Here is a 12,582-nt window from a genome sequence, read left to right on the forward strand (position 1 = left end):
CGGTTTGTGCCTCCGAAAGCTCGATGCAACGGTTATCCTGTCGAGCTAACGGAGGTTTTTTATGCGTATTTATAAGGTCGGCGGTGCAGTACGTGATCGCCTGCTGGGCAAACCGGTTACCGATATCGACTGGGTCGTGGTCGGCGCAACCACCGAAGAAATGCTCGCCAAGGGCTTTCGCCCGGTGGGTGTGGACTTCCCGGTGTTCCTTCATCCAAAAAGCGGCGAGGAATATGCCCTCGCCCGCACCGAGCGCAAAAGCGGGCGCGGTTACGGCGGGTTCACTTTTCACGCCAGCCCTGAAGTCACCCTCGAAGAAGACTTGATCCGTCGCGACCTAACCATCAATGCCATGGCCGAAGACGATCAGCAAAACCTGACTGACCCGTACCACGGCCAGCGCGATCTCGAAGCACGCCTGCTTCGCCATGTTTCCCCGGCATTTGCCGAAGATCCGCTCAGGGTCCTGCGTGTTGCCCGATTCGCGGCGCGCTACGCGACGCTGGGTTTTACCGTTGCCCCGGAAACCCTGGAGTTGATGCGCCAACTCAGCGAGTCAGGCGAACTTGAGGCGCTGACCCCGGAGCGCAGCTGGAAGGAAATTTCCCGCGCACTGATGGAAGATCAGCCACAGGTGTTTGTTGAGGTTTTGCGCGCATGCGGCGCACTCAAGGTACTGATACCCGAGGTCGACGCGCTGTTCGGCGTACCACAACCCCCGGCCCATCACCCGGAAATCGATACCGGCGCGCACACCCTGAGCGTTTTGCAGCAAGCCGCCATACACAAACAGCCACTGACCGTACGCTGGGCCTGCCTGCTGCACGACTTGGGCAAAGGCCTGACGCCAGAGCAAGAATGGCCGAGACACATAGCCCACGAGTTCAAGGGGCTGAAGCTGATCAAAGCGGTCAATGAACGCTTCAAGGTGCCGAGAGACTGCCAGGAACTGGCTCTGCTGGTGGGCGAGTATCACACCCACGGGCATCGCGCCCATGAGCTGAAGCCATCGACATTGCTGGAACTGCTGCAAAGCTTCGACGTTTTCCGTCGGCCACAGCGGTTCGAGGAGTTCATTGCTGCATGCGAGATGGATGCGCGCGGGCGCAAGGGGCTGGAAGAAAGAAGTTATCCACAGGCGGATTATCTGCGCGGCGCGGCAACTGCTGCTCGCAGCGTGGCGGCTCAGCCATTGCTGGAAAAGGGATTCAAGGGACCGGAACTCGGTGAGGCGATCAAGCGCGAGCGCCTGAAGGCGCTGAAAGCTTACAAGGAAAGTGCATCGACCTGAAAAGCTTCGCGGGCAAGCCCGCTCCCACAAGGACTGCATCCTACCTGTGGGAGCGAGCTTGCTCGCGATGGCGTCATAACTGTCACATCAAATCTGAAGGTGTCAGCTGCTCACCACGCCATTCGAAAGCCACTGGCGCCAACACCTGATCAATCTGCGCTTCGGCCCACAAGGTCGCAAAGCTCTTGCCTACACCCGGATGCACCCGATCAGGCGCAATCAACGACAACGGCCACAGAACAAAAGCATTTTTCAGAATTTCTGCCCGCGGCAAGATCAAGCCATCGAAGTTGCCCACCAGTTCACCAAACAGCAACACGTCGATATCCAGCGGCAAACCTCGGCGATCCGGCGCATAACGACCGTTATCTGCCTCGATGAATTTCAGCCGCCGATCCAGCTCCATCAATGGCAGATCGGTATACGCCGACACCACGAAATTGAAGAACGGCCCGCTCTTGATACCCACCGGCTGGCTTTCGAACACCGCCGAACAGCGGATATCGACAAGGAACGCCGCCAAAGCATCGAGCCCCGCCCGCAAATGGGTTTCACGCTCGATATTACTACCGAGCCCGAGGTACACCTGAGTCAGCGACATCCGCGCTCGATCTCCACGCCCACGCCGCCGGTGGCGGCAGGAATCGCACCTGGCTTGGTCAGCTTGAGGCGCACCCAGGTGATCTTGAATTCGTTCATCAGCACTTCAACCAGGCGCTCGGCAAAGGTTTCAACCAGCTGGAACTGCGCCTGCTCGGCAAACGCCTGAATGCGCGAGGAAACACTGGCGTAGTCGAGCGCCAGGGTCAGGTCATCACCGGCTGCGGCCGGGCGATTATCCCAGGCGAAGCTCAGATCAAGACGCAAGCACTGTCGGATGCTTCGCTCCCAGTCGTAGGCACCAATCACCGTGTCGACTTCCAGGCCCTCGATAAACACTCTGTCCAAGCACTTCTCTCCGCTACACGACAAGGGCGCAATGCGCCGTTAGAATCAGGGCTTCCTCGCCCGGAATAGTTAGCATGTTTTGGTTATTGGCGATCCTCGCCTACCTGCTCGGCTCTCTGTCCTTTGCCATTTTGCTCAGCCGCCTGACCGGTATCCCCGATCCGCGAATGAGTGGTTCTGGCAATGCCGGTGCCACCAACATGTTGCGCCTGGCCGGCAAGAAGCTCGCCATCCTGACCCTGCTCGGCGACCTTTGCAAAGGCCTGCTGCCGGTACTGATTGCGCGTCTTGCGGGCCTTTCGCAACAGGAGCAAGCCTGGATCGGCGTCTATGCCGTCATCGGCCATCTGTTTCCGTTGTACTTCCGCTTTCGCGGCGGCAAAGGTGTCGCCACCGCTGCCGGCATGTTACTGGGACTGTACCCGCCCGCAGCCCTTCTGGCAGTCTGCGCCTGGCTCCTGACGTTCTACCTGACCCGTACCAGCTCCCTGGCCGCCCTGATCGCCACACCGCTGACCCTGCCGTTGCTGGCCTGGCAAGAACCAGCGGCCCTGCTGCCCATGAGCACGCTCACCGGGCTGATCGTCTGGCGCCATCGCGGCAATCTACGCGACCTGTTTGCCGGGCGCGAACGGCATTTTTAGTTGCCGGGCATGAGCGCCATTCATCACAACGCCGACAACTGCTCCATCGGCCAACGCGCCTGCACACTGATCGCCAGGCTTTCCTGCTGACCGGCCTGCAAGCGCTGGCAGCCGGCAAAGGCGATCATCGCGCCGTTATCGGTGCAGAACTGCGGACGGGCATAAAACACATCGCCCTTCATGTCGCCGAGCATTTTTTCCAGGGAAGTGCGCAACGCCTTGTTGGCACTGACGCCCCCAGCGATCACCAGGCGCTTCATGCCGGCGGCTTTCAGGGCGCGCTTGCACTTGATGGTCAAAGTCTCCACCACGGCCTGCTGGAACGCCAGCGCGATGTCGCATTGGGCTTGCTGGCCGTCGTCCCCGGCGCTGACGCACTGCTGCCAGGTGTTCAACGCAAAAGTTTTCAGGCCGCTGAAGCTGAAATCCAGGCCCGGGCGGTCGCACATCGGACGCGGGAAGACAAAACGTCCTGCAACGCCATGCTCTGCAAGGCGAGCGATCTCCGGTCCGCCCGGATAATTGAGGCCCATCATCTTGGCCGTCTTGTCGAAGGCTTCGCCGGCAGCGTCATCCAGGGTTTCGCCCAGGAGCGTGTACTGACCAATTCCGTCGACCTGAACCAGTTGCGTATGGCCACCCGACACCAACAAAGCGACGAACGGGAATTCCGGCGGTTGCGACTCCAGCATTGGTGCCAGCAAGTGGCCTTCCATGTGATGCACGCCAAGGGCCGGAATACCCCAGGCAAAGGCCAGCGCCTGAGCACAGGAAGCCCCTACCAGCAACGCGCCCACCAGACCAGGACCCGCGGTGTAGGCGATCGCATCGATCTCGGTCGGCACGCAGTCGGCCTCAGCCAACACCTGACGGATCAAGGGCAGCATGCGTTTGACGTGATCGCGCGAAGCCAGCTCCGGCACCACACCGCCATAGGCACGGTGCAGGTCGATCTGACTGAACAGCGCGTCAGCCAGCAGGCCGCGTTCACTGTCGTAAAGTGCGACACCGGTTTCGTCGCAGGAGGTTTCTAATCCCAGTACTAGCATGGGTTTGCGCCTTGTTTAGGCTGAATTCGAAGGCGCGCATAATAGTCGTCGCGTGATGCCCCGACCAGCGGTTTTCGATCAGAGGCTTTGCATTCCGAGCGTTGAGGGGTTAACATCCGCAACCCTTAAAAACCGACGTCTTCAAGTGCTCTTTTGCCGCGAGGATGTTGACCCCGGTAATGAATGAAGGTAGCTCTGGATGCCAGCCGTCAAAGTAAAAGAGAACGAACCCTTCGACGTAGCTCTGCGTCGTTTCAAGCGCTCCTGCGAAAAAGCCGGTGTACTGGCTGAAGTTCGTAGCCGCGAATTTTACGAGAAGCCAACTTCTGAGCGTAAGCGCAAAGCAGCAGCCGCTGTTAAGCGTCACGCCAAGAAAGTTCAGCGCGAACAGCGCCGCGCCGTTCGTCTGTACTAATACACAGACGATCGTAGCAAGCTTCTGCCAAGCCCGGCCCTCAGCCGGGCTTATGGCATTGCGTAAAACGCTTGATGCTTCACTGTCAAAGCCGCAGACGCGACCGAGACAAATCTGCTTCACCGCGTCAGACCTGGCTCTTTTGCCAGCGGTGCACGTCTTTTCTGACGAGCCTTTCAAGGCTACTGACGAGCACACCCACTGATTCCTCTCACGACGATCAGCCCAAGGCACCTGCTTGCGTGCCAGATGATGAGCTATCCGGGGCCTATGATTGGCCGCAGCGGATTCAGCGCAACACATTCAAACAGTCGAATACTGATTGGCATTAACGTCAGTGGATTTTCGGCAGATACACTTCCCGATAGCGATTACGCAGACGACACTGGTCGAGCCGCACACTTTGCGCGCCTCAAACAATGACCGCGTTCGGTCGCCGTACGTTTCGGACCCCTTTTCAGCGCAGATGACGAGAACGCCATGGCCGGGCTAATTCCCCAGAGCTTCATTGACGACCTTCTGAACCGCACCGACATCGTCGATGTGGTCAGCTCGCGCCTGCAATTGAAAAAGGCCGGCAAGAACCACACCGCCTGCTGCCCGTTCCACAAAGAAAAGACTCCGTCATTCAGCGTCAGCCCCGACAAGCAGTTCTATTACTGCTTCGGCTGCGGCGCTGGCGGCAACGCCCTCGGCTTCATCATGGACCACGACAACCTGGATTTCGTCCAGGCGGTCGAAGAACTGGCCAAAGCCGCCGGCATGGAAATTCCCCGCGAAGAAAGCGGCCGCCCGCACAAACCGCGGCAGCCGACTGATTCGCCGCTGTATCCGCTGCTCACCGCTGCCGCCGACTTTTATCGCCAAGCCCTGAAAAGCCATCCATCGCGCAAGGCCGCCGTGGACTATCTGAAAGGGCGCGGGCTGACCGGCGAAATTGCCAGGGACTTCGGCCTCGGCTTTGCTCCACCTGGCTGGGACAACCTGTTCAAGCACTTGAGCAGCGATACCCTGCAACAAAAAGCCATGATCGATGCCGGCCTGCTGATCGAAAACGCCGAAAGCGGCAAACGCTACGACCGTTTCCGCGACCGCGTGATGTTTCCGATCCGCGACAGTCGCGGCCGCGTCATCGCCTTCGGTGGCCGGGTATTGGGCGACGACAAGCCGAAGTACCTGAACTCCCCGGAAACCCCGGTTTTCCATAAAGGCCAGGAACTCTACGGCCTGTACGAAGCACGCAAGACCAACCGCAACCTCGACGAAATAATCGTCGTCGAGGGCTACATGGACGTCATTGCCCTGGCCCAGCAAGGCCTGCGCAATGCCGTCGCGACCCTGGGCACCGCCACCAGCGAGGAACACCTCAAGCGGCTGTTTCGCGTCGTGCCCAGCGTGCTGTTCTGCTTCGACGGCGACCAGGCCGGCCGCAATGCGGCATGGCGGGCCTTGGAGGCGACACTTTCGAGCCTGCAGGACGGTCGTCGTGCACGCTTTCTGTTCCTGCCCGAAGGCGAAGACCCGGACACCCTGGTCCGCTCTGAAGGCACCGATGCCTTCCGCGCACGGATCAACCAGCACGCGCAGCCTCTGGCCGATTATTTCTTCCAGCAGCTGACGGAAGAAGCCGACCCGCGCTCGCTCGAGGGCAAGGCCCACATGGCCACCCTCGCCGCGCCACTGATCGACAAAGTCCCGGGCGCCAACCTGCGCACCCTGATGCGTCAGCGCCTGAGCGAAATCACCGGCCTGAGCGGCGAAGCGGTGAGTCAATTGGCACAAAGCGCCCCGCAAGAAGCGCCGCCGGCTTACGACCCGAGCATCGATTACGACGCGATGCCCGATTACAGCGACTATCATCAGCCGCAGGCACAGGAAATGTATGCGCCGCAGCAGGAATGGACGCCGAAGAAACCCGGTGCAGGAGGCAAGAAATGGGACAAGAAACCGTGGGACAAGAATGGCAAACGGGGCGGTGATCGCGATCAACCCCGCACGCCACGGGTGCCCGCCGCCGTAGAACCGCCGACCCTCGCCGCCTTGCGCACGTTGCTGCATCACCCGCAACTGGCCGAAAAAGTCGAGGATGCCGGGCACTTCGCCGCCGAGGATCACACCAACACGCAATTGCTGGTGGCGCTGCTCGAAGCTGTGCAGAAGAATCCCAAGCTAAACTCAATTCAACTGATCGCGCGCTGGCACGGCACAGAACAGGGCCGCTTGCTCAAGGCCCTGGCGGAAAAGGAATGGCTGATTGATGGAGATAACCTTGAACAACAGTTTTTCGACACCATTACTAGCTTGTCAGCCCGCCAACGCGAGCGAAACCTGGAACAACTTCTGCGAAAAGCGCGTCAAAGCGAATTGACCAGCGAAGAGAAAAATCAACTGCGCGACCTCTTGAGTCGCAATGTTTCCGCATCAAACCCGACCTCAACTGGCGCGTGAGGTCATTGCTCAGGTATAATCCTCGGCTTGTTTTTTGCCCGCCAAGACCTTCAGTGGATAGGGTGTTATGTCCGGAAAAGCGCAACAGCAGTCTCGTATCAAAGAGTTGATCACCCTTGGTCGTGAGCAGGGCTACCTGACTTACGCGGAGGTCAACGACCACCTGCCGGAGGATATTTCAGATCCGGAACAGGTGGAAGACATCATCCGCATGATCAATGACATGGGGATCAACGTATTCGAGGTTGCGCCAGATAAGGATTCCCTTATGCTGGCCGACGCCGATACCGACGAAGCCGCAGCCGAAGAGGCCGCTGCAGCGTTGGCTGCGGTCGAGACCGACATTGGTCGCACTACCGACCCGGTGCGCATGTACATGCGCGAAATGGGTACGGTGGAGCTCCTCACGCGTGAAGGCGAAATCGAAATCGCCAAGCGTATTGAAGAGGGCATCCGTGAGGTGATGAGCGCAATCGCGCACTTCCCTGGCACGGTTGATCATATTCTCTCCGAGTACACCCGCGTCACCACCGAAGGTGGTCGCCTGTCTGACGTCCTGAGCGGTTATATCGACCCGGACGACGGCATCGCGCCACCTGCGGCAGAAGTGCCGCCGCCGATCGACGCGAAGGCCGCAAAAGCGGACGACGACTCTGACGACGATGACGCCGAAGCCTCGGATGACGAAGAAGAAGCCGAAAGCGGTCCGGATCCGATCATCGCTGCTCAGCGCTTTGGCGCTGTGGCCGATCAGATGGAAATCACCCGCAAGGCGCTGAAAAAGCACGGTCGCAACAATAAGGCAGCAATTGCCGAGCTGTTGGCCCTGGCCGAGCTGTTCATGCCGATCAAACTGGTGCCGAAGCAATTCGAAGGCCTGGTCGAGCGTGTTCGCAGTGCCCTGGATCGCCTGCGTCAGCAAGAGCGCGCAATCATGCAGCTCTGCGTTCGTGATGCACGCATGCCGCGTGCCGATTTCCTGCGCCAGTTCCCGGGCAACGAAGTCGACGAAAGCTGGACTGATGCCCTGGCCAAAGGCAAAGGCAAATACGCCGAAGCCATTGGTCGTCTGCAGCCGGACATCATCCGTTGCCAGCAGAAGCTGACCGCGCTGGAAACCGAAACCGGTTTGACCATCGCCGAGATCAAGGACATCAACCGTCGCATGTCGATCGGTGAGGCCAAGGCCCGCCGCGCGAAGAAAGAGATGGTTGAAGCCAACTTGCGTCTGGTGATCTCGATCGCCAAGAAGTACACCAACCGTGGCCTGCAATTCCTCGATCTGATCCAGGAAGGCAACATCGGCTTGATGAAAGCGGTAGACAAGTTCGAATACCGCCGCGGCTACAAATTCTCGACTTATGCCACCTGGTGGATCCGTCAGGCGATCACTCGCTCGATCGCCGACCAGGCCCGCACCATCCGTATTCCGGTGCACATGATCGAGACGATCAACAAGCTCAACCGCATTTCCCGGCAAATGCTGCAGGAAATGGGTCGCGAACCGACCCCGGAAGAGCTGGGCGAACGCATGGAAATGCCTGAGGACAAAATCCGCAAGGTATTGAAGATCGCAAAAGAGCCGATCTCCATGGAAACCCCGATCGGTGATGACGAAGACTCCCATCTGGGTGACTTCATCGAAGACTCGACCATGCAGTCGCCAATCGATGTTGCAACCGTTGAGAGCCTTAAAGAAGCGACTCGCGAAGTGCTGTCCGGCCTCACTGCCCGTGAAGCCAAGGTACTGCGCATGCGCTTCGGTATCGACATGAATACCGACCACACCCTCGAAGAGGTTGGTAAGCAGTTCGACGTGACCCGTGAGCGGATTCGTCAGATCGAAGCCAAGGCGCTGCGCAAGCTGCGCCACCCGACGAGAAGCGAGCATCTGCGCTCCTTCCTCGACGAGTGATCACAGAACCCCCGGCCCAGGCCGGGGGTTTTGCTTTGTACAGATTAAATCCCCCCGCTCCCCCCCTCCGCCCTGTAGCCGTCTACACTCGAAACATTCCCCCGAGCCATAACGAGACCGTTATGCCCAGACTGCCGACCGTGCTTTTTTTGCTGTCGCTGATGACCTGGACCGCAACGGCTGGCGCGCTGACTCTAACCGACGAAGAACGTAGCTGGCTGGCGGCTCACCCGGACTTGCGCCTGGGTGTCGATGCATCATGGCCGCCCTTCGAGTTTCGCGACGATGAGGGCCGCTACCAGGGCCTTGCCGCGGATTACATCGAGGTCATCCGCAAAAGGCTGGCAATCCGGCTCACCCCCATCGAGCCAGTGAGCTGGACCGCCGTCCTGGAACAAGCCAAAAAGGGCAAACTGGACCTGCTACCGGGCATCATGTCGACCCCGGAACGCCAGAAATACCTGTCGTTCACCCGTCCCTATCTGGATTTTCCGATTGTCATCCTGGCCCATGTCGGGGGCCCCCAGCCACATAACCTGCAAGAACTGTACGGCCTGAAAATCGCCGTGGTGGAAAACTACGCCCCCCACGAGCTGCTGCGCACCCACCATCCCGACCTGAACCTGGTAGCGATGCCCAACGTCAGCTCGGCATTGCAGGCACTGGCCACTGACGCAGTGGACGCAGTGGTGGGCGATCTGGCGTCCAGCGTCTGGAGCCTGCGCCAACTCAGGCTCGATGGGTTGTATGTCAGCGGTGAAACCCCCTATCGCTATCAACTGGCCATGGCGGTACCTCGCAACAACCAAATGCTCGTCGGTATTCTCGACAAAGTCCTGGCAGACATGAGCCCCGCTGAAGTCAGCGCCATTCAAGAGCATTGGGTCGGCAACGTCCTCGATCATCGAACTTTCTGGAATGACCTGCTGGTGTATGGCCTGCCCGGATTGCTGCTGCTGACTACCGTACTGGCGGTGGTTATCCGCATCAACCGCCGCTTGAGCTCGGAAATCGCCCGCCGGGTCGACCTTGAACAGGAACTGCGCAGCAGCGAATACCACTACCGCGGCCTGGTGGAGAGCCTGTCGGCCATCGCCTGGGAAGCAAAAGTCACCGACTTCACCTACAGCTATGTATCGCCCCACGCCGAAGACCTTCTCGGTTATCCCCTGTCCCATTGGCTGATTCCGGGCTTCTGGCGCAACATCATTCACCCCGCCGACCTGACCCGCGCCCAGACCTTCTGCGATCACGAAGTGCTGGCCGGGCGCGATCACCGCCTCGACTACCGGGTGATCACCGCCGACGGCCGCTGCCTGTGGGTGCGCGATATCGTCAGCCTGATCGAACACGGGCATGAGCCGGTGCTGCGCGGGTTGATGATCGATATCACCGACGCCAAGCGCACCGAAGAAGCATTGCGCCTGTCGGAACAGAAATTCGCATCCGTGTTCCAGCAATGCCCGGACATTCTGGTGATCGCGCGCCTGAGCGACGGTTGCCTGCTGGAAGTCAACGAAGCATTCGAAGAACAGATCGGCCTCAAGGCCGAGGACGTCGTTGGCCAGACCGCCACCAACCTGAACATCTGGGGGATTCCCGGTGTTGGACCAGGCCTGTTGCAACGCTTGCAGGCCGGCAGCATCCGCAACCTGGAAATGCCCTTTCGTCGCAGCAACGGCCAGGTGTTTACCGGCCTGATCTCTGCAGAACCGTTCAACCTCGACATGACACCGGCACTGGTGGTCGTGGTGCGGGATATCACCCAGCTCAAGGAAACCCAGCAACAGCTGCAAACTTCCGAAGAAAAATTCGCCAAGGCCTTCCATGCCTCCCCCGACGGCTTGCTGCTGTCCCGGCAAAGCGATGGCTTGCTGTTGGAGGTCAACGAGGGTTTTAGCCGCATCACCGGGTTCAACAGCGCCATGTCGGTGGATCGTTCAGCGCTGGACCTGGGAATCTGGGTCAACCTCAATGAACGCAAGCAAATGCTCGATCTGCTGCACCGCGACGGTTTTGTTCGCGATTTCAGCTGCCATATCCGCCGCAGCGACGGGCTGATCCGCCTTTGTGAAGTGTCCAGCCGTCCGCTGCCGATTGGCGATGAGGACTGCATGCTGACCATCGCCCGGGACATCACCGAGCGGCACCTGATGCAGGAAAAACTGCAACAGGCCGCCACCGTGTTCGAAAGCACCGCCGAAGGCGTGTTGATCACCGATACCCAACAGCACATCAGCGCGGTCAACCGTGCGTTTACCGAAATCACCGGTTACAGCGAAAGCGAAGCGCTGGGCCACACGCCGCGCCTGCTCGCCTCGGGCCTGCATGACAGCGCATTCTACGCGGCCATGTGGCATCAATTGACCGCCGAAGGTCATTGGCAAGGCGAGATTTCCAATCGGCGCAAGAATGGCGAGCTGTACCCGAGCTGGCTGACCATCAGTGCCGTGCGCAACCGCGACAAGTTCATCACCCACTTTGTCGCGGTGTTCGCCGACATTTCCAGCCTCAAGCATGCCCAGGCCAAACTCGACTACCAGGCACACCACGACCCGCTGACCGGCCTGCCAAACCGCACACTATTCGAAAGCCGCTTGCTGACTGCGCTCAACAGCCAGCAGGAAAACGGTGGCCAGGGCGCTGTGCTGTTCCTCGACCTCGACCGCTTCAAGCACATCAACGACAGCCTCGGCCACCCGGTCGGCGACCTGCTGCTCAAGGGCATTGCCGTACGCCTCAAGGAGCAGTTGCGCGATATCGACACCGTAGCGCGCCTGGGCGGTGACGAATTCATTATCCTGCTGCCGGGCCTGCAACAATCCAGCGATGCCGACCACATCGCCACCAAGTTGCTCAATTGTTTCGCCGCGCCGTTCCAGGCCGGCGAACACGAGTTTTTCATCAGCGCCAGCATCGGCACAAGCCTCTATCCGAAGGATGGTTGCGACGTTGCCACACTGATCAAGAACGCCGACGCCGCGATGTACCGCTCCAAGGCCAAGGGCCGCAACCGTGTCGAAAGCTACACCCGCGACCTCACCGCCCAGGCCAGCGAACGCGTGGCACTGGAACACGAACTGCGCCGCGCCATCGAACGCAATGAGTTGCACCTGTGCTACCAACCGAAAATCAGCCTCGAAGACTACAGCCTGGTCGGTGCCGAAGCCCTGATCCGTTGGCGCCATCCGACCTTTGGCGACGTGCCGCGAGAACACTTCATCCCGCTGGCTGAAGAAAACGGCATGATCCTGCAAATCGGCGACTGGGTCCTGGAAACCGCCTGCCGGCAGATGGCCGAATGGCACCGGCTGTACAGAAGTCCCGGCCCGCTGTCGGTCAACCTTGCCGGCGCCCAATTGCGCCAACCCAACCTGCTGGGCCGTATCGAGCAGCTACTCAAGGACAACGGCCTCAACCCCGGCTTCCTGCAACTGGAAATCACCGAAAACTTCATCATGAGCCAGGCCGAAGAAGCGCTGGCGGTGCTGCACCAACTCAAACATCTGGGCGTGCAACTGGCCATCGATGACTTCGGCACCGGTTACTCGTCCCTGAGTTACCTCAAGCGTCTGCCACTGGACATCCTCAAGATCGATCAGTCCTTCGTCCGCGGCCTGCCGGACGATCCCCATGATGCGGCGATCGTCCGGGCCATCATAGCGCTCGGACGCAGCATGCCATTCACCGTGATTGCCGAAGGGGTCGAGACCCTGGCGCAACAACAATTCCTCGCCGCTGAGGGCTGCGAACAAATCCAGGGCTACATCGTCAGCCTGCCCCTGACGGCGGACGAATTTGCCGCGACATTTCTTCGTACAACCGTAATGGTTTTTTCAGATAGCACAGCCGCGAAACCGTCGTTATAATCC

The 12,582-nt window shown here is 59.7% G+C and carries 9 protein-coding genes; 6 read left to right on the plus strand and 3 right to left on the minus strand.

From position 1 onward, the window contains the following. The first annotated feature begins 61 nt into the window (after positions 1 to 61). Entirely contained in the window at positions 62 to 1,291 is a 1,230-nt protein-coding gene (locus AC1DU9_RS01595) for a multifunctional CCA addition/repair protein (protein ID WP_477809667.1), read from the plus strand. Positions 1,292 to 1,373: 82 nt separating this feature from the next. Here the strand turns inward: AC1DU9_RS01595 and folK are convergent, their stop codons facing one another. Both folK and folB read right to left on the minus strand, forming a co-directional pair. Further along, entirely contained in the window at positions 1,374 to 1,892 is a 519-nt protein-coding gene (gene folK, locus AC1DU9_RS01600) for a 2-amino-4-hydroxy-6-hydroxymethyldihydropteridine diphosphokinase (RefSeq protein ID WP_477809668.1), read from the minus strand. Next, a complete protein-coding gene (gene folB, locus AC1DU9_RS01605; protein ID WP_477809669.1) occupies positions 1,883 to 2,239 on the minus strand; it encodes a dihydroneopterin aldolase in 357 nt (118 codons plus the stop codon). Before folB ends, folK begins: the two co-directional genes overlap by 10 nt. Positions 2,240 to 2,313: 74 nt before the next feature. Between folB and plsY the strand changes: the two genes are divergently transcribed. Beyond that, positions 2,314 to 2,883, plus strand: coding sequence for a glycerol-3-phosphate 1-O-acyltransferase PlsY (gene plsY, locus AC1DU9_RS01610; protein WP_477809670.1), 570 nt, complete (start codon positions 2,314 to 2,316; stop codon positions 2,881 to 2,883). Between the two features lie 23 nt (positions 2,884 to 2,906). On the opposite strand, the gene tsaD is transcribed toward plsY, so the two are convergent. Then, positions 2,907 to 3,932 (minus strand): tRNA (adenosine(37)-N6)-threonylcarbamoyltransferase complex transferase subunit TsaD, encoded by a 1,026-nt coding sequence (gene tsaD / locus AC1DU9_RS01615; protein WP_223456933.1) that lies wholly within the window; start codon positions 3,930 to 3,932, stop codon positions 2,907 to 2,909. Positions 3,933 to 4,131: 199 nt separating this feature from the next. Between tsaD and rpsU the strand changes: the two genes are divergently transcribed. The 4 genes from rpsU (at position 4,132) to AC1DU9_RS01635 (ending at position 12,579) form a co-directional block, all read left to right on the plus strand. Continuing rightward, positions 4,132 to 4,347, plus strand: coding sequence for a 30S ribosomal protein S21 (gene rpsU / locus AC1DU9_RS01620; RefSeq protein WP_002551877.1), 216 nt, complete (start codon positions 4,132 to 4,134; stop codon positions 4,345 to 4,347). A 480-nt stretch (positions 4,348 to 4,827) separates the two neighbouring features. Next, positions 4,828 to 6,795 carry a DNA primase gene (dnaG, locus tag AC1DU9_RS01625; protein ID WP_223456932.1) on the plus strand — a complete coding sequence of 656 codons (1,968 nt, stop codon included), beginning with the start codon at positions 4,828 to 4,830 and terminating at the stop codon, positions 6,793 to 6,795. Between the two features lie 67 nt (positions 6,796 to 6,862). Continuing rightward, on the plus strand, positions 6,863 to 8,710 hold the full coding sequence (gene rpoD / locus AC1DU9_RS01630) for an RNA polymerase sigma factor RpoD (RefSeq protein WP_223456930.1): 1,848 nt from the start codon (positions 6,863 to 6,865) through the stop codon (positions 8,708 to 8,710). 122 nt (positions 8,711 to 8,832) lie between these two features. Then, positions 8,833 to 12,579 carry a bifunctional diguanylate cyclase/phosphodiesterase gene (locus AC1DU9_RS01635; RefSeq protein WP_223456928.1) on the plus strand — a complete coding sequence of 1,249 codons (3,747 nt, stop codon included), beginning with the start codon at positions 8,833 to 8,835 and terminating at the stop codon, positions 12,577 to 12,579. The last annotated feature ends 3 nt before the right edge of the window (positions 12,580 to 12,582 follow it).

The organism is Pseudomonas sp. P4_C1 (assembly GCF_056402155.1).